Origin of the sequence: Streptomyces sp. NPDC050422 (genome assembly GCF_044458665.1) — a bacterium.
Classification (GTDB): domain Bacteria; phylum Actinomycetota; class Actinomycetes; order Streptomycetales; family Streptomycetaceae; genus Streptomyces.
Genome location: NZ_JBITIE010000006.1, coordinates 213,392 through 230,299, shown reverse-complemented (window position 1 = coordinate 230,299; position 16,908 = coordinate 213,392). Strand labels below are relative to the sequence as shown.

19 protein-coding genes and 2 pseudogenes are annotated in these 16,908 nt (G+C 71.1%); 5 read left to right on the top strand and 16 right to left on the bottom strand.

What is annotated here, in order from left to right:
* Window positions 1-79: 79 nt before the first annotated feature.
* From ACIBJG_RS10910 to ACIBJG_RS10885, 6 genes are all read right to left on the bottom strand, one after another.
* Window positions 80-238, bottom strand: a complete 159-nt coding sequence (locus ACIBJG_RS10910; protein ID WP_399306793.1) for a hypothetical protein — start codon at window positions 236-238, stop codon at window positions 80-82.
* Between the two features lie 132 nt (window positions 239-370).
* Window positions 371-1,321 (bottom strand): cytochrome c oxidase assembly protein, encoded by a 951-nt coding sequence (locus tag ACIBJG_RS10905; RefSeq protein WP_399306790.1) that lies wholly within the window; start codon window positions 1,319-1,321, stop codon window positions 371-373.
* A 118-nt stretch (window positions 1,322-1,439) separates the two neighbouring features.
* Window positions 1,440-2,465, bottom strand: coding sequence for a 6-phosphofructokinase (locus ACIBJG_RS10900; RefSeq protein ID WP_399306787.1), 1,026 nt, complete (start codon window positions 2,463-2,465; stop codon window positions 1,440-1,442).
* A 143-nt stretch (window positions 2,466-2,608) separates the two neighbouring features.
* The gene (locus tag ACIBJG_RS10895) at window positions 2,609-3,337 is read right to left on the bottom strand and encodes a type 1 glutamine amidotransferase (protein WP_399306784.1); all 729 of its coding nucleotides are present in this window, start codon (window positions 3,335-3,337) and stop codon (window positions 2,609-2,611) included.
* A 34-nt stretch (window positions 3,338-3,371) separates the two neighbouring features.
* Window positions 3,372-4,610: a MurT ligase domain-containing protein gene (locus ACIBJG_RS10890; RefSeq protein ID WP_148015277.1), complete on the bottom strand. Its 1,239-nt coding sequence runs from the start codon at window positions 4,608-4,610 to the stop codon at window positions 3,372-3,374.
* Window positions 4,611-4,838: 228 nt separating this feature from the next.
* Window positions 4,839-5,060 (bottom strand): hypothetical protein, encoded by a 222-nt coding sequence (locus ACIBJG_RS10885; protein ID WP_399306781.1) that lies wholly within the window; start codon window positions 5,058-5,060, stop codon window positions 4,839-4,841.
* Here ACIBJG_RS10885 and def point away from each other — a divergent pair.
* Window positions 5,059-5,604, top strand: a complete 546-nt coding sequence (gene def / locus ACIBJG_RS10880; protein ID WP_399306778.1) for a peptide deformylase — start codon at window positions 5,059-5,061, stop codon at window positions 5,602-5,604. The two genes, ACIBJG_RS10885 and def, sit on opposite strands and share 2 nt — an antisense overlap.
* A gap of 12 nt (window positions 5,605-5,616) precedes the next feature.
* Here def and ACIBJG_RS10875 read toward each other — a convergent pair whose 3' ends face one another.
* Window positions 5,617-6,267 (bottom strand): TetR family transcriptional regulator, encoded by a 651-nt coding sequence (locus tag ACIBJG_RS10875; RefSeq protein ID WP_399306775.1) that lies wholly within the window; start codon window positions 6,265-6,267, stop codon window positions 5,617-5,619.
* Between the two features lie 187 nt (window positions 6,268-6,454).
* Between ACIBJG_RS10875 and ACIBJG_RS10870 the strand changes: the two genes are divergently transcribed.
* Window positions 6,455-7,684, top strand: coding sequence for an acyl-CoA dehydrogenase family protein (locus ACIBJG_RS10870; RefSeq protein ID WP_399306772.1), 1,230 nt, complete (start codon window positions 6,455-6,457; stop codon window positions 7,682-7,684).
* A gap of 80 nt (window positions 7,685-7,764) precedes the next feature.
* Here ACIBJG_RS10870 and ACIBJG_RS10865 read toward each other — a convergent pair whose 3' ends face one another.
* The 3 genes and pseudogenes from ACIBJG_RS10865 to ACIBJG_RS10855 all read right to left on the bottom strand — a co-directional run.
* Window positions 7,765-8,253 (bottom strand): glutathione peroxidase, encoded by a 489-nt coding sequence (locus ACIBJG_RS10865; protein WP_399307215.1) that lies wholly within the window; start codon window positions 8,251-8,253, stop codon window positions 7,765-7,767.
* Window positions 8,254-8,288: 35 nt separating this feature from the next.
* A complete protein-coding gene (locus ACIBJG_RS10860) occupies window positions 8,289-8,633 on the bottom strand; it encodes a hypothetical protein (RefSeq protein ID WP_399306769.1) in 345 nt (114 codons plus the stop codon).
* A gap of 253 nt (window positions 8,634-8,886) precedes the next feature.
* Window positions 8,887-9,081 (bottom strand): annotated as a pseudogene (locus ACIBJG_RS10855) (Lrp/AsnC family transcriptional regulator); the annotation flags it as partial.
* Between ACIBJG_RS10855 and ACIBJG_RS10850 the strand changes: the two are divergent.
* Window positions 9,081-9,842: pseudogene (locus tag ACIBJG_RS10850) on the top strand (amidohydrolase family protein); the annotation flags it as partial. The pseudogenes ACIBJG_RS10855 and ACIBJG_RS10850 sit on opposite strands and share 1 nt — an antisense overlap.
* Here the strand turns inward: ACIBJG_RS10850 and ACIBJG_RS10845 are convergent.
* Together ACIBJG_RS10845 and ACIBJG_RS10840 are read right to left on the bottom strand one after the other, a co-directional pair.
* Complete coding sequence (locus tag ACIBJG_RS10845) at window positions 9,776-10,342, bottom strand: GNAT family N-acetyltransferase (RefSeq protein ID WP_399306766.1); 567 nt, start codon at window positions 10,340-10,342, stop codon at window positions 9,776-9,778. The pseudogene ACIBJG_RS10850 and the gene ACIBJG_RS10845 overlap by 67 nt on opposite strands.
* Window positions 10,343-10,355: 13 nt before the next feature.
* Window positions 10,356-10,937: a helix-turn-helix domain-containing protein gene (locus ACIBJG_RS10840; protein WP_399306764.1), complete on the bottom strand. Its 582-nt coding sequence runs from the start codon at window positions 10,935-10,937 to the stop codon at window positions 10,356-10,358.
* 157 nt (window positions 10,938-11,094) lie between these two features.
* On the opposite strand from ACIBJG_RS10840, the gene ACIBJG_RS10835 reads away from it, so the two are divergent.
* Window positions 11,095-11,532 (top strand): hypothetical protein, encoded by a 438-nt coding sequence (locus ACIBJG_RS10835; RefSeq protein ID WP_399306761.1) that lies wholly within the window; start codon window positions 11,095-11,097, stop codon window positions 11,530-11,532.
* Between the two features lie 27 nt (window positions 11,533-11,559).
* Here ACIBJG_RS10835 and ACIBJG_RS10830 read toward each other — a convergent pair whose 3' ends face one another.
* The 3 genes from ACIBJG_RS10830 to ACIBJG_RS10820 form a co-directional block, all read right to left on the bottom strand.
* Complete coding sequence (locus tag ACIBJG_RS10830; protein ID WP_399306758.1) at window positions 11,560-12,900, bottom strand: chloride channel protein; 1,341 nt, start codon at window positions 12,898-12,900, stop codon at window positions 11,560-11,562.
* Window positions 12,901-13,058: 158 nt separating this feature from the next.
* Window positions 13,059-14,825: a cation:proton antiporter gene (locus ACIBJG_RS10825; protein WP_399306756.1), complete on the bottom strand. Its 1,767-nt coding sequence runs from the start codon at window positions 14,823-14,825 to the stop codon at window positions 13,059-13,061.
* Window positions 14,826-15,033: 208 nt separating this feature from the next.
* Window positions 15,034-15,723, bottom strand: a complete 690-nt coding sequence (locus ACIBJG_RS10820; protein WP_399306753.1) for a hypothetical protein — start codon at window positions 15,721-15,723, stop codon at window positions 15,034-15,036.
* Window positions 15,724-15,790: 67 nt separating this feature from the next.
* On the opposite strand from ACIBJG_RS10820, the gene ACIBJG_RS10815 reads away from it, so the two are divergent.
* Window positions 15,791-16,021 (top strand): DUF6011 domain-containing protein, encoded by a 231-nt coding sequence (locus ACIBJG_RS10815; RefSeq protein WP_399306750.1) that lies wholly within the window; start codon window positions 15,791-15,793, stop codon window positions 16,019-16,021.
* A 4-nt stretch (window positions 16,022-16,025) separates the two neighbouring features.
* On the opposite strand, the gene ACIBJG_RS10810 is transcribed toward ACIBJG_RS10815, so the two are convergent.
* Window positions 16,026-16,907: an acyl-CoA thioesterase gene (locus ACIBJG_RS10810; RefSeq protein WP_399306747.1), complete on the bottom strand. Its 882-nt coding sequence runs from the start codon at window positions 16,905-16,907 to the stop codon at window positions 16,026-16,028.
* Between the last annotated feature and the right edge of the window lies 1 nt (window position 16,908).

Here is a 16,908-nt window from a genome sequence, read left to right as displayed (position 1 = left end):
CCCCGGGTAGGCGCTCGGGGGGAGCCGCAGGCCCGCACCGTCCGGGCGTACGGGACGGTGCGGGCCTGCTCCGTCCGGCTCAGGTCTCGCGGGTGGCGACCATTCCCATCGTGACCAGCCCCAGCACCACCCAGCCGAACCAGAGCCAGCCGTTGCTCCCCAGCGCCACCGTGTACGCGGTGACTGCCACCAGGGCACCTACGGTGAGCACTCCCATTGCCTTCGTGGATCCGGACATGCGCGCACCCTCCTTGAGGTCCTGTCCGGGGTTCCCCGTCTGCGCTCCGCGCGGACGACGGGGAACCCCGGACAGGACCTCATCGGCCGCGCGGCCGTGGATGCCATCGTCTCTCCGAAGGCCCCTCCACCGCTACTGTCCGCGCGCCTGCAAGGACGCGAGATAGGCGTTGTACGCCAGGAGCTCCTGGTCGCCGTCCCGGTCCGCGGCCCGGTCCGAGCGCTTCGCGATCCGCTGTTCCGAGCGGTACCACTGGAACACCAGGGCCACCAGGACCAGCACCGACGGGATCTCACTGAACGCCCAGGCGATGCCGCCCGCCGCGTTCTGGTCGGACAGGGCGTCGATGCCGAGCGAGGCCGGAGGGTTCTCGTAGACCTTCACCATCGGCTGGCTCGCCATCATCAGCGCGATGCCGAAGAAGGCGTGGAACGGCATTCCGGCGAACAGCTCCAGCATCCGCATCACATAGCCAGGGCGGTGCGGCCCTGGATCCACGCCCATGATCGGCCAGAAGAAGACCAGGCCCACCGCCAGGAAGTGCACCATCATCGCGAGGTGCCCGGCCGTCGAACCCATCAGGAAGTCGAAGAGAGGAGTGAAGTACAGGGCGTACAGGCTGGCGATGAAGAGCGGGATGGTGAACACGGGATGCGTGACGATCTTCATGTAGCGGCTGTGCAGCAGCATCAGGAGCAGCTCGCGCGGCCCCTTGGTGCCACGTGCCGCGACCGGCAGGGCACGCAGCGCGAGGGTCACCGGCGCACCGAGCAGCAGCAGGATCGGCGACAGCATGCTGATCACCATGTGCTGCACCATGTGCACGCTGAACATGACCATGCCGTAGTCGTTGAGCCCGGTGCACATGACCAGCGCGATGGTCAGCACTCCGACGACGAAGAAGACGATCCGGCCGACCGGCCAGCTGTCCCCGCGTCTGCGCAGCCGCAGCACCGCGTATCCGTACAGGACCACTGCGAGGACGCAGCCGATCAGGAAGAACGGGTCCGCGGAGAACTGGAGCCCGCGTCCCAGCGTGAACGGCGGCAGATCCATGTTCATGCCGTGCCCGCTGTGATCCATCTGTTCACTCCCGATGGGAACGCCGGGACGTCCCCGTTTCGTGCCGGTTGTCCCGACCAGAGTAGAACCGCCCCCGGCCGCAGCTGCGGCCGGGGGCGGTCTCGGGTCGTGGTGTGTCTCAGAGCACGCACTCGGCTTCGGAGTACCGCTCGGCCGGGACCGTCTTCAGGGTCTCCACCGCGTCCGCGAGGGGCACCATCGTGATGTCCGTGCCGCGCAGGGCCGTCATCATGCCGAACTCGCCGCGGTGCGCCGCCTCCACCGCATGCCAGCCGAAGCGGGTCGCGAGGACACGGTCGTACGCGGTCGGCGTGCCGCCGCGCTGTACGTGGCCGAGGATCACCGGGCGCGCCTCCTTGCCCAGGCGCTGCTCCAGCTCGATGGACAGCTGTGTCGCCACACCGGTGAAGCGCTCGTGCCCGTAGACGTCCTTGACGCCCGACGCGAACTCCATGGAGCCCTCGCGCGGCTTCGCGCCCTCGGCGACCACGACGATCGCGAACTTCTTGCCGGCCGAGAAGCGCCGGCCGACCAGTTCGGTCAGCTCGTCGATGTCGAAGGGGCGCTCCGGAACGACGATGGCGTGCGCGCCGGCCGCCATGCCGGAGTGCAGGGCGATCCACCCGGTGTGGCGTCCCATGACCTCGACGATCATGACGCGCTGGTGCGACTCGGCGGTGGTCTTCAGCCGGTCGAGGGCCTCGGTGGCCACACCCACAGCGGTGTCGAAACCGAAGGTCACGTCGGTGGACGCGATGTCGTTGTCGATCGTCTTCGGTACGCCGACGATCGGCAGCCCCGCCTCGGACAGCAGGTTGGCCGCCTTCAGCGTGCCCTCGCCGCCGATCGGGATGATCGCGTCGAGGCCGAGGTCCGCGACGTGGCCCCTGGCCTGCTCGACGCCGCCGCGCAGATGCGCGGGCTGGACCCGGGAGGAGCCGAGGATCGTGCCGCCGCGGGCGAGGATGCCGCCGACCGCGTCGAGGTCGAGCTTGCGGTAGTCGCACTCGAGGAGGCCCCGCCACCCGTCGTGGAAGCCGATGACCTCGTCGCCGTGGTCGACCACAGCGCGGTGGACGACGGAACGGATGACGGCATTGAGGCCGGGGCAGTCGCCGCCGGAGGTGAGCACACCAATTCGCATTGCCCGGGGAACCTTTGCAACGTGGGCCGACGACCGGACCACGTCGTCCGGTTGGATCCCCGCCACCCTACCGGCGCAGGGTGGCGGGACCGAACCGGGCGTCCGCCTGCTGGACTCCGCTCAGCTGAGCGAATTACGCCTCATCAGGCGGGCTGTGTCGCGGCCGCGATCCGCTCGGCGCGCAGCGCCTCGTACCAGCGGTCGTCGGTGGGCGGCAGTGCGTTCACATCGAGGGCCAGCTTCAGCAGCAGATCCGCGATCAGCGGGTTGCGGGCCATCACGGGCCCGTGCATGTACGTGCCGAAGACGGTGTCGTTGTACGCGCCCTCAGTCCCGTCACCCGTGCCGTTGCCGCCCCCGAACCGCACCCGGGCGAACGGGCGTGCCGTCGGCCCGAGATGGGTGACGCCCTGGTGGTTCTCGAAACCGGTCAGCGGCGGCAGCCCGAGGCGCGGGTCGATGTCCCCGAGCACGTCGCCGACGCACCGGGCCCCCTCGCCCCGGGTGGAGACCACGTCGAGCAGCCCGAGACCCTGCTCGCGCTCACCGAGGTCGTTGACGAACTCGTGGCCGAGGATCTGGTACCCGGCGCAGACCGAGAAGATGATCGCGCCGTTGGACGCGGCCCGGCTGAGGCCGCCGTCGCGGCGCAGCCGCTCCGCCGCGAGCCGCTGCGGCCGGTCCTCACCGCCGCCGATCAGATAGATGTCCCCGGACGTGGGGACCGGCTGGTCGCTGCGCACGTCGACGCGCGACACGTCGAGACCGCGCTGACGGGCCCGGCGCTCCACCACGAGGGCGTTGCCCTGGTCGCCGTAGGTGCTCAGCAGGTCGGGGTAGACCCACACCAGCCGCAGGCTGTTGTTGCTCATGCTTCGTCCTCTCCTGAGGGGCCCGGGGCCGGGGTCAGTTGCCGACACGACGGCGCAGATCCTGGAAGGCGGTGTAGTTGGCGATGACCTCGATGCGTCCGGGCGGTGCCTGCTGGACGGCCTCGTCGAGGTTCTCGCAGACCCGGAAGTCGAGACCGGCCACTTCGAGCCGGACCGCGAGGTCCAGCTTCCGGTCGCCGAGCACGAAGATCGGGTGGCCCGCGAGCTGGGTGTAGTCCACGTCCCACAGCCACGAGGTGTCCGTGCCGTCCGCGCCGCGTGCGTTGACGGACAGGATCACCGGGGTGGGCGGCGGGTCGATCAGGGAGAACGTCTCCAGCCAGCCTGCCGGGTTCTTCGCCAGCAGGAGCCGGAGCTCGCGGCCGAGGAAGGTGACCACGTCGTAGCGGCCCGCCACGGCCTGCACCTGGTACATCCGCTCCAGGGCGACCTGCGGCGGCACCCCGAAGACGGCGGCCACGGCGGCCGAGCTGGTGGCGTTGGCCTTGTTGGCGCGACCGGGCAGCTGGAGGTGGATCGGCCACGCCGATCCGTGCGGGTCGAGCACGTAGTCCCCGTGCAGGACCCAGCTGGGCGGCGGGCGGCGGAAGCCGCACTCCCCGCAGAACCAGTCGTCACCGGGGCGCTGCATCACACCGCCGCAGGACGGGCAGGACCAGGCGTCGTCCTTCCACGCCTGGCCGGCCGCGACCCACACCACGTTGGGGGAGGAGGAGGCGGCCCAGACGATCAGCGGATCGTCGGCGTTGGCGACGATCACGGCCTTCGAGCCGGACAGCCCCTCCCGCCACTTCTCGGCCAGCATCCGGGTCTCCGCGGCGCGGTCCAGCTGGTCACGCGAGAGGTTGAGGAGCGCGATCACCTTCGGCGTCGTGTCGCGGGCGACCCCCGCGAGGTACTTCTCGTCGACCTCGATCACGCCGTACTGCGCGTCCGATCCGCCGGCCAGGGCCGAGGTGATGCCCGCGGGCATGTTGGCGCCGAGCGCGTTCGACACGACCGGGCCCGCGGCCCGCAGTGCCTCGGCGATCAGCCGGGTCGTGGTCGTCTTGCCGTTCGTCGCCGACACGAGGATCACGTCCAGGTGCTGCGCCAGCCGCCCGAGCAGGTCGGGGTCGAGCTTGAGCGCCACCCGGCCGCCGATCACCGATCCGCTGCCCCGCCCGGCCGCTCGCGACACCGCCGCAGCGGCCTTGCCCGCCGTCACGGCCAGCTTGGCCCGCGGCGACAACGGCTCCGTGTTGCCTGCCATCGTCCTAGATCCTCCTTGCATCGGTCCGCGCCCAGCCTATCGATGTCCGGCGCGGCGGAGGCACGGCGGCACCGCCAGGCCCGTGGAGTTCCCGTGGAACGTGCGGCGGGAGAAATAACACCCCCGCACTGATCTGGCAAACATACAGGTCAGAGGGGGTTCGTACGGATCGGGTCCGGGCCCGGAATTTTGCCGCACGAGGCGGCGCCGAGAATCCCTGACCGTGCGTCACCTCTCGCCGCTCCCGCTCGCCGGCTGCGCGAGGTCGTTCTCCACCGCGGGCCCGGAGGCGTCGGTGCCGGTTCCGGGGTACGAGGTCAGGCAGGCGAAGGAGGCCCGGGGCACGAGGTCCCGCAGGGGAGGAGGCACGGAGGAGGCACCGTGCCGGGCGATGCGCAGGCGGCTGCGGCCTGCTTCGTACGTTCCGGTGGACCGTACGATGGCCGTCATGCGAAACCGCCCCATCCCCGGCAGTTCCGGCCTCGTCCGGACCATGAGCCTGCTCGGCGACCCGGTGCTCCACGCCGCGTGCGAGCCGGTGACGGACTTCGGGCCGTCGCTCGCCCGGCTGATCGAGGACATGTTCGCCACGATGTACGAGGCGCAGGGTGTCGGTCTCGCCGCCAACCAGGTCGGTGTGCCGCTCAGGGTGTTCGTCTTCGACTGCCCCGACGACGAGGACGTCCGTCATCTCGGGCACGTGGTCAACCCCACGCTCGTGGAGGCCGACGGCATCACCGTGCGCGGCCCCGAGGGCTGCCTGTCGCTCCCCGGGATCGAGGCCGGCACGCCACGCTTCGACCACGCCGTGGTCGAGGGGGTGACGGCCGAGGGGGAGCCGGTGCGGATCAGCGGGACGGGCTTCTTCGCCCGTTGCCTCCAGCACGAGTGCGACCATCTCGACGGGGCCGTCTACACGGACCGGCTGACCGGCCTGCGCAAGGCACGCGCGCTGCGGGCGGCCCGCCGGGCGCCCTGGGGGCGCGCCGGCTGAGGGCTGTCGGCGTCAGAACCCGGGGCCGCCCGGGCGGTCGCCCGCCGCGGCCAGTCTGCCCCAGAGCAGATCGGCCAGACTCCGTACCAACTGTTCGCGCGAGCAGGGGCGTTCCCCCAGCCACCAGTCGCCCGCGGCGTGCATCATGCCGACGATGCCGTGGCCCCAGATCCGGGCCATCTCCTGACTGTCCGGGCCGAGGTCCACCCGCTCCGCGATGACCGTGGCGAGCTCCTCGCCGAGGCGTCGCAGCAGCGGGGCGGAGTGCCGCCCGACGTCGAAGCCCTGCTCGGACGAGGGAGCCGCGTCGTCGGAGGGGTGCATCAGGAAGCGGTAGACCTGCGGACGCGCCTCGATCGCCGCGAGGTACGTGTCGAGCGTCGCCTCTACACGTTCGCGACGGTCGGCGGGGGCGTCGAGCGCGGCCCGCAGAGCGCTCAGCAGTGCGTCGGTGTGCCGCTTGGCGAGGGCGCGGTAGAGGCCGCCCTTGTCGCCGAAGTGCCGGTAGAGGATGGGCTTGGTGATGCCCGCCTCTGCCGCGATGGCGTTCATCGAGGCCCCGGGCCCGTCCCTGAGCACCACGCGGTCGGCGGCCTCGAGCAGCTCGCGGCGGCGGCGTTCGGCCGCGGTCCGCTGTCGCTCGGCCTGTCGTGTGGTCTCCATGCCGTTTCTCCCACCCCTGACCGTGCATGTCCGTCCTGCCTGCGCAACGTAACACCCTGCCCAGCGGTGTGTGGATCGCCGCCCGAGCGGTTGACACAGGCTACTTGTCGGTAACAGACTGTTGTTACCGCAAGTAACGATCAGTTTCTGACGGCAGTACTTTTGACGGCAGTACGTGGAGGGGAACATGGCCGAGTTCACGCTCGAGCTCAACGACGACCAGAAGCAGGTCCGTGACTGGCTTCACGGCTTCGCCGCGGATGTGATCCGTCCGGCAGCTTCGGAGTGGGACGAGCGTGAGGAAACGCCCTGGCCCGTCATCCAGGAGGCCGCCAAGGTTGGAATCTACTCCCTCGACTTCTACGCGCAGCAGTTCTTCGACCCGACGGGCCTGGGCATCCCGATGGCGATGGAGGAGCTGTTCTGGGGCGACGCGGGCATCGCCCTGTCGATCGTCGGCACGGGCCTGGCGGCCGTCGGCGTCCTCGCCAACGGCACCGAGGAGCAGATCGGCACCTGGATCCCGCAGATGTACGGCGACGCGAACGATGTGAAGGTCGCCGCCTTCTGTTCCTCCGAGCCCGACGCCGGCTCCGACGTGGCCTCGATGCGTACCCGCGCCGTGTACGACCAGGCCAAGGACGAGTGGGTGCTCAACGGCACCAAGACCTGGGCGACCAACGGCGGCATCGCCAACGTCCACGTCGTGGTCGCGGTCGTCGACGCCGAGCTCGGTTCCAAGGGGCACGCCTCCTTCATCGTGCCGCCGGACACCGCCGGCCTCTCGCAGGGCCAGAAGTTCAAGAAGCACGGCATCCGCGCCTCGCACACCGCCGAGGTCGTCCTGGAGGACGTGCGCGTCCCGGGCCACTGCCTGCTCGGCGGCAAGGAGAAGCTCGACCAGCGCCTCGCCCGGGCCCGCGAGCGCGCTGCCTCCGGTGGCGGCGAGCGCGTGAAGAACGCCGCCATGGCCACGTTCGAGGCGTCCCGCCCGGCCGTCGGCGCGATGGCGGTCGGCACCGCCCGTGCCGCGTACGAGGTCGCACTGGACTACGCGAAGACCCGGACCCAGTTCGGCCGCCCGATCATCGACAACCAGGGCATCGCCTTCCAGCTCGCCGACATGCGCACCCAGATCGACGCGGCGCGCCTGCTGGTCTGGCGCGCCTCGTGGATGGCGTCCGCCGGCAAGCCGTTCGAGTCGGCCGAGGGCTCCATGTCCAAGCTGTACGCGAGCGAGACCGCCAAGAAGGTCACCGCCCAGGCGATCCAGATCCTCGGCGGCAACGGCTTCACCCGTGAGTACCCGGTGGAGCGGATGCACCGGGACGCGGCGATCTACACGATCTTCGAGGGGACGAGCGAGATCCAGCGCCTGGTGATCGCCCGCACGCTGTCCGGGATGCCCATCCGCTGACGTCCGGCCGGCCCGTGAACCGGCCCCGTCCCTGTCGCTCCGACAGGGCCGGGGCCGCGTCGTGCCGGACCGGCGGCGGCTCAGGCGGGGAGCTGCGCCTCGATGGCCGCGACGACCTCCGGGGCCTCCGGCTCCGTGCGGGGCCGGATCCGGGAGACCGGCTCGCCCGCGGGGGAGATGAGGAACTTCTCGAAGTTCCACTGGATGTCCCCGGCCTCGCCGTCCGCGTCCGCGAGCTGCGTGAGTTCCGCGTAGAGCGGATGCCGGCCGGCGCCGTTGACATCGGTCTTCTCCAGCAGCGGGAAGCTCACCCCGTACGTCGTCGAGCAGAACGTCTGGATCTCCTCGGAGCTGCCGGGCTCCTGGCCGCCGAACTGGTTGCACGGCACGCCGAGCACGGTGAAGCCCCGGTCCCCGTACTCCTTCTGCAGCCGTTCGAGACCGGCGTACTGCGGGGTCAGCCCGCACTTGGAGGCGACGTTGACCAGCAGGACCGCCTGGCCGCTGTAGGCGCCCAGCGTGGTCGGCTCGCCCGTGAGGGTGTGGAGCGGGATGTCGTGCAGCGTCATGGGTATCTCCTCGTCGGTGTCTTCCACGGCCATTGTCACTCCCAGAGGTTCATCGGTACGAAGCCGGTCGCCCGGCCGTCCGGATCCAGCAGCCGGCCCATCAGTTTCACCGCGCGCAGCGCGACCGCGCGGTCGGCGATCCGCAGATGGGGGAGTGTCGCGGCGAGGCGCACCTCCAGGGCCTGGGCGTCCACCAGGGACGAGACCCAGACCGTGGCGATCAGATTCTGCGGGCCGGCCGGCCCCAGGCACTGCCTGATCTCCGGCAGCTTCGCCAATTCCCGTGCGGTGGAGTCCAGATGCTCGGCCGCTACGGTGCCGAAGAAGGTCACGGCGACCGGTGAGCCGGACAGTGAGCGGGTCAGGTCGCAGTGGATCACCAGCCGGCCGGACTCCAGCAGCCGGTTCAGCCGGCAGACTCGCCGTGTTGACCGAGATCCCGAGCACCTCGGCGAGTTCGCTGAGGGACATGCGCCCGTTCTCGCCGATCGCCGTGACGAGTTCGGCGTGCTCGGGAAGGTGCTGCGAGTCGCCCAGAGCCGACCGGCGGGACGCGGTCAGTGCCTCCTGCTGCGAGCGGCTGAGGTCGGTCAGCCGCCATTCGCTGCCTTCGGTGTAACTGCGGGTCACCAGGTGCGCCCGGGTCGCAGTGATGCCGGGAATGGTGCCGAGCCGGTCCACGATGTAGGGCGAGAGCGCGCCGAACCCGGTGGCCATCGCCGTGATCAGCAGATCGCGGCCGCCCGCCGTGTGCTCCACGGTCACCGCGTGCGGGTCCGCCGACAGGAGCTCCGCGACCGCCCCCGCCTGTCCGGGCGCGCAGTCGATCTCGATCAGAGGCCGTCCGGAGCGTGCTGCGCCAGGGTGCCGACCGCGTCAAGATCGCGGCGACCGGCGGTGTGTGGAGCCCGACCGACCAGCCCGACGACGAAGGCTTCCCGGAGGACGAGATCCGTACGATCACGGAGATCGCCGCCGGGCACCGGGGCAAGAAGGTCGCCGCCCGCGCCCAGGGCAGGGGCGGGATCCTCAACGCCGTGCGAGGCGGTGTCGCCGGCGTCGAGCACGGCTACGAGATCGACGAGGCCATCGGCCTGATGCTGGAGAGGGGAACGTTCCTCGTGCCGACCCTCACCACCGCCAACACCGACCCGGACCCCAAGAAGGCGGCGCCCTGGGCGTACGCGAAGAAGAAGCACTGGCAGGACGTCGCACGCCGACACATCCCGCGCGCCATCGAGCGCGGGGTGCGGATCGCGATGGGAACCGACTGCGGCATCGCCGAGCACGGCACCAACCTGCGCGGGCTCGGATACCTCGTGGACTGCGGCATGACCCCGATGGGCGCGCTGCGGGCCGGTACCTCCGAGGCGGCCGAACTCCTGGGACTCGCCGCCGACATCGGCACCCTGGAGCCCGGCAAGCGTGCCGATGTCGTCATCACCCGCGGCAACCCGCTCGATGACATCCGCGCCCTCGGCGACCCCGCGAACATTCTGCTGGTGATGAAGGACGGCGTCGCCTACAAGGACGTCGACGGGCTCGTCGCCACAACCGGTGCCGAACCGTCCCGGCCGGCCGCCTTGTAGTAGAAGGTGGTCGGCTTCAGGACACCGGCAGGGTCGGCGGCGTAGTCGGGAACGGAGCCGCACTCCGTCCACCCGGCCGAGCGGTACAGCCGCTCGGCCGGACTGCCGCTCTCGGTGTCCAGCACCAGGAGTGTGACGCCGTCCCCCGCGGCCGAGCGCTCGGCCGCGTCCAGCAGCCGCCTTCCGAGCCCCCGGCCCCGCGCCGACGGGCGGACCATCAGCTTCGCCACCTCCGCGCGATGACGGGCGTTCGGCAGCGGCGCCCGGGCCAGGCCGATGGTCCCCGCGATCCGCTCACCGTCCCGGGCGATCCAGACCTCGTGATGTCCCGCGTCCACGGACGCGGCGCGCTCCCGCCACCAGCAGGCGGCTGAGTCCCGGTCGAGCGGGGCGAGGAACCCCACGGACGATCCGCCCTCGACCGTCTCCACGAGGAGGGCGGCCAGCTCATCGGCGTACGTGACCAGTTCGGGTCCGGACACCGGGACGATCTCGGTCATGGGGCAGGTCCTTTCACGGTGCGACGATCATCAGTGCGTAACGGACCCGCTCCGGGCCCGGGCAACGGAAACGCGAAGGGCCGCGCAGCAGGAATCGCAGGCAGTCACCCGGGCCGACCGTGTGCACGGTGTCGTCGACGGTGACCTCCAGCGTCCCCTCCAGGACCCAGATGTGCTGCTCCAGGCCGGGGACGGGCGGATTCTCGTACGCGATCGCGGCACACGGGCCGAGGATGCCCTCGACGACCTCCGCGCGCAGGCCGGCGTGCGGAGGCGAGACGGATCTGCGGACGAAGTCCGTCGTCCGGTCCCGCCACACGCTCTGGCGCCCGGCGGGCACGAGCTGAGGCGGCTGCCCCTCCACCTCGAGCAGCAGCCGGGACATGGTCCTCTCGTGCACGCTGCACAACCGGCCGAGCTGGGCGGCGGTCGGACTCAGCTCACCGCGTTCGAGCCGGGAGAGCGTCGAGCGGCTCATCCCGCTGCGCCGGGCCAGCTCGTCCAGCGACCAGCCGCGCTCGACCCGCAGTTCACCGAGTCGCGCCGCGAGCCCGGCCTCGACGGATCCGGCCTCAGCTCCCTGCGTCTCTCTCATGTCGGAGATCATATCTCCATATGGAGAGGAGGTGGGCGGCGCACGTGGGCTCCCGCTGGTGGTGCCGGTCACCCGCTGTCGTGCCACGCTGGTACGGGGGACGCCCGGCGCGGCGCTTTGGTCCTGCCGGGCGGTTCCGCTACCGGAGGAGGCCGGCATGGCCAGTACGAGCAACCAACCCAAAGCGGCGCCGGGTGCCGCAACGGGCTCCCGCCACCCGTTCCGCACGGGCTGGACCGCTTTCGCCGCCGTTCTGATGATCTTCGGCGGCGGGATGGCGATCCTTCAGGGGATCTCCGCCATCGCCGAGGACGACGTGTTCGTCGCCACGCGCAACTACGTGTTCCAGTTCAACCTGACCGGCTGGGGCTGGATCCACCTCATTCTCGGCATCGTCATCGTTCTCGCCGGCTGCGCCCTGTTCACCGGGGCCTTCTGGGCGCGCGCCGTCGGCGTCGTCCTCGCCGGACTCGGCGCGCTCGCCAACTTCGCATGGCTGCCGCACTACCCGTTGTGGTCCATCGTGCTCATCGCGCTGGACATCTTCATCATCTGGGCGCTCTGTGCGGGACCCGGGGAGCGCGAACGGGTCTGACAGCACCCTGCGCGGCTCGCGGCTTGCCTATGGCGCGGGCGGCTTCGTGGCGAATGCTGCCGGCGGGGGAGTGATCCTGAGCGTGAGGACATACGAGACGACCACCGAGACGATCACGAGCGGCATGACGGTGACACCCTCGGACCCCAGCAGCAGTGTGGCCAGCAGCACCGATGTCATCGGAAGCTTCAGCATGGCCACACACATTGCCCCGATCCCCATGGCGAATCCGGATGTCGGGTTCAGCCCCGGGAGATGGGAAAGCGCGAGGCCGCCCGCGGCGCCGGCGAACATGGACGGGAAGACGGGGCCGCCCCGGAAAGCGCTCAACGAGGCGCAGTAGGCAAGTGACTTGCAGACGATGAGCACCACCAGGGTGGCCGCCGAGTACTTCGCACTGTCGGCCAGCAGCGGATCCAGGGCGTGCTCGCCCGAGTACAGCACCTGTGAGGCGGAGTTCCCGGTGATCTCGGCGTACACGAGCGCGAGAACGCCGACGGCAAGGCCCATCACCACGGTGGCCACCAGCCTTTGTCGTTCGACCCGCGGTTGGAGGAACAGCGCCAGCCGGTGGATTCCCGCGCCGGCGAGAGCGGCAGCCAGCCCGAGGGCGACGGCCCAGCCGAATTCGGCGACGGTGGGGCCGTCCGCCGGCGGCACCTCGTGCAGCGCCAGGGAGTACGTCCCCAGGCCCGTCCACGAGCCGAGGCCCGTGAAGATCAGCGCGCCGATCCCGGCCGCCAGGAGCCCGGGTACGAGAGCCACCCCCAGCATCATCCCGGACAGCCCCGAAGCCTCCATCAGCAGGAAGGCGCCGAGGAGCGGCGAGCCCAGCAGAGCGCTGACGGCGGCGAAGCTGCCCGCGGCCCCCACCATCGCGGTCGCCCCCGGAGTGATGTCCGGCTTGATCAGCCGCACCGCGTACACGGCGGCGCCCCCGCCCAGCGCGATGAGCGGTGCCTCGGGGCCGAGCACCGCGCCGAGACTGAGCGAGGCGATGGCCGCGAGGGCGATGCCGGGAAGTTGTGCGGCCGGGGCCACGCCGGAGCTCACCAGCCCCTCGGCCGGTTTGTGTCCTCCGTCTCCAGGGAGGTACCGGATGGCCAGCCCCGTCAGCAGCCCCGCCACGCCGACCAGCGGCACCGGCCACCATGTGGGTGTCCCGGCGAAGCCCAGGGCCTTGGGCAGATCGTCGTACGTCAGCGACTGCAGTTCGGAGACGAGCGCGAGGAAGCCGAAGGCCCCCGCCGAGATCGGGACCCCCAGGATCGCCACCATGATCAGCAGGGCCGCGTAGCCGCGGGTGCGGATCAGGGTGACTGGATCGGGCTGCTGGGCGGCGGGCGCTCCTGAAGGTTCGTCCGACATGTTCGTTGTCTCCTCGGCTCAGGAACTCCTGGGGACGCCCCGTCCTGAAGGCATCCGCAAGGCGAATCCACGATGGGTGATGTGCGGGACAAGGGATATCCGTGCAGGGTGGGCGCGAACGGGCCACGCCGCCCGGGGTGCTGACCGCGCTGTCGCGGTCAGCCGGTGAGCACGCCGGTGGGCGGGCTCAGGAGGATGAGGGTGTCGCCCGTACCCGGGGCGGGGGTCCGGGTGTCCGTGACCGGCGTGAGCCGCCTGTCCGGGCTGACCACGAACAGCAGCACGTGATCGGCGAGAGCGCTGTCGGCCGGTCGCGCCACCACGCGGGCGCCCGCCTCGTACCTGCGGGAGAGCTCGGGGCCGGTGAGCCCGCCGCCGAACAGCGACTCACCGCCGGTGTACGGCGCGACCACCCCGTGGCTCGCGGAGGGCGAAGCGAGCCGGTGGACCGGGCCGTCGACGCTCTCGCGGAGTGTCGTCGAGGCGAGGGCGTTGAAGTCGTCCTCGCCCGTGAGCAGCAGTACTCCGGTGATCCCTTCGAGCTCGGCGCCGGCGCCGGTGGCCGAGGCGAGCAGTTCACCGGGTGCCAGTTTCAGCCCGGCGCCCACGATCCGTACCCGTTCACGCTCGGCGCCGGCCCACATCAGGACGTCCAGCCCCGCCGAACTCAGCGCACATGCCAGGTCGACCGCCCACGGTGCGCCGCCGACGAGCAACGGCCTGGACCGGGCCGGGCGCAGCACCCCGAGCCGCCGGGCGACGGGGTACGCCGTCAGGCCGTACAGCATCACCGTGGCGACGATCACGACGAAGGTGGCGGGCAGGATGCGCGCGGCGCCCGCGATGTCCTTCTCGACCAGTTCGGCCGAGAACGTGGACGCCGTGGCCGCGGCGACGATGCCGCGCGGGGCCATCCAGCCGATGAACCACCGTTCCCCGCGCGGCACATCGGTACGCAGCGTCGCCAGGTGGGCCACCAGGGGCCTGGTCCCCAGGACGAGCAGCGCGACCAGTGCGAGCGACGGAAGCACCACGTGCCGCAGTGACGACGGGGTGACCGTGGCGGAGATGGAGACGAACAGCAGACCGATGATCAGCGAGACCAGGGTGTCGAAGAACGGCCGCCTGGCCGGGATGTCCAGGCTGGGGAGATTCGCCATGGCCATCCCCATGACGACCGCCGAGATCAGTCCCGTGTCGTCGCGCAGCATGTCGCAGGCCGCCGCCATGCCGATGACAGCGGCGACCTGCACCGAGGTCCCCAGCTCCTCATTCATCCGCATCCGGCTCAGCACCAGCCACAACAGCGCCGCCCCGACCGCGCCGCCCACCAGGCCCACGGCCGCGCTGATCCAGAACTCCCCGAGCTGGTTGCCGAAACCGTGCCGGCCGGAGGCGATGACGCCGTGGAAGACGAAGGCCCCCAGGATGCCGCCCACGGGGTCGATCAGCGAGCCCTCCCAGATGAGGATGCGCTGCAGACGCTCGGTGGGCCGTACGAAGTTGAGCAGCGGCCCGACGACGGTCGGCCCGGAGACGACCAGGATCGCGGCCAGCATCACCGCAGCCCCCATGGACATGTCCAGGACCGGTACGGCGAACAGTGCGGCGGACACCACGGTGAGCAACGTCCCGAGCCAGAGCAGCCGGTGCACGACCCGGCGCGTATGACCCTTGAGCCGCTTGAGGTCCAGGCCCAGCCCGGCGTCGTACAGGATCACCGCCACCGCCAGGGACACCAGCGGGGAGAAGGCGGTGCCCAGCAGCCGTTCGGGGTTGACGGTGTCGGTGAGCGCCCCGGCGGTGAAGCCGGCCGGCAGCAGGATCAGCAGTGCGGGAACGCGCAGCCGGTTCGCCAGCAGTTGCGAGCCGACCGCGAGCACCACGATCAGTCCCAGCCCTATGAGCACCTGATCGGCCGTCATGACCGCGCCTCCTCGGACGACATCCCTCCGGCGCCCGGGGCAGCGGTCGCGGCCCGCGGAACACCGCGCGCGACCACCTTCCGCGGCGGCGGCGCGACAGGGCGGTCAGGCGCGCGCCCGGGGCGGGCAGGGGCCCGCGGTATCCATCCAATGGACTAACGGTGCGAGGGCCCGGCCTGCCCCGACGACCGGCCGGGCCGGGGTGGGCTTACTTCTTCTTGTCGTCCCACGGCGTGCCGATCCAGCTGTCGAACGACCGGACCGTCGCCGTAAGCGCGGCCGCCAGCCGCAGGTCGACCCACGGGGCGTGCACGACGACCTCGTCCCTGGACAGATACTCCAGCGGCGCCTCCGCGCCGGCCTGCCAGACGATCCGCCGCGGCCCGCGCGGCACGTCGCCGTCGCCGCTGAAGAGACCCACCACCCCGGTGAGCACCCACAAGGGGAACAGCGGCCACCACACGTACCACCAGAAGATCCGGCCCTTGAAGCCGACGGTCTGAGGGCAGCCGGACTGGGTGACCGTCCAGCGCGTGCGCAGGCCCTTGCCGGACAGGGCCTTCTCCCGGACGAACGTGCCGATGAGCTCGCCCTGCCCGCCCCACACCTGATACTCCGACACACCCTTGCCCGCCGCCGTGGTGACGAGCGTGGCCAGCCGTGAGCGGCGCCCCGGGTCTGCCCACAGCACGAAGGAACGGGCGCCGTCCTTGCGCGCCGTGAGGTACGCGGGTATGCCGTCGGGCGGCAGCTCGCGCTCCAGGTACGCGACCACGTGGAAGTGGCCCCGGGACGTGTCGACGACGACGTGCTCGAAGCCCTCGGCCACGCCAGGCAGAACCTCTGGCCTGGCCTTCCCTCCCTTGGGGAGGGGCATCACTTTCAGGGCGCTGGTCACGTACGGCTCCTTGGTGGTGCGTGGTCAGGGAGTCGAGCGTAGGCCGGGCACCTGAGAGGATCGGTACGTGGAGTCCCCAGAACCTGCCCCCGGAACCGGCGCCGAACCGCTGCCCGGCACCGCCGCGGACACCGGCCGCGGTCCGGTGCGTTGCCGCATGTGCGGACGCCCGCTCACCGGTACGGCATCGCGCCGCACCGGTCTCGGTCCCACCTGCGACGCGAAACTGCACCCGGCGCCGCCCGACATCCGCACCCGCCGACGCGTGGCCGAGCAGGACTTCCTGCCGGGCATGTGAGCCGTCAGGACGGCCGCTCGCCCAGCCGCCGGAACAGCCCCTCCTGCACCACCGACACCAGCAGACTGCCCTCGCGGTCGTAGATCCTGCCGCGCGCCAGACCTCGCCCGCCGGTCGCCACCGGCGACTCCTGGTCGTACAGGAACCACTCGTCGGCCCGGAACGGACGGTGGAACCACATCGCGTGGTCCAGCGACGCCATGTCGAAGCCGCGCGGCCCCCACAGCGGCTCCACCGGGATGCGCACCGCGTCCAGCAGCGTCATGTCGCTCGCGTACGTCAGCGCACAGGTGTGCACCAGAGGATCGTCGCCGAGCGGACCCACCGCGCGCATCCATACCGCGCTCCGCGGGTCCGCGTCCTTGATCTCCTCCTGCGTCCAGCGCAGCCGGTCGACGTAGCGGATGTCGAAGGGCTGGCGCCGGGCCATCCGCTCCAGGGCCTCCGGCAGACCGCCCAGGTGCTCACGCACCTCCTCGGCGACCGTCGGCAGCTCCTCCGGATCCGGCACCACACGGGCCGGCGGCAGCTGGTGCTCGAAGCCGGCCTCCTCCGGGCGGTGGAAGGACGCCGTGAGGTTGAAGATGGTCCGGCCCTGCTGCACAGCCGTCACCCGGCGGGTGGTGAACGACCGGCCGTCCCTGACCCGCTCGACCTCGTAGACGATCGGCACCCCGGGACGGCCCGGCCGCAGGAAGTAGGCGTGCAGCGAATGCACCGGCCGGTCCCCGTCGGTGGTCCGGCCGGCCGCCACCAGCGCCTGGCCTGCCACCTGCCCGCCGAAGACTCGCTGGAGGGACTCCTCGGGGCTGCGGCCGCGGAAGATGTTGACCTCGATCCGTTCCAGATCGAGCAGGTCGACCAGGCGCTCGGCGGGGTTCGTCATG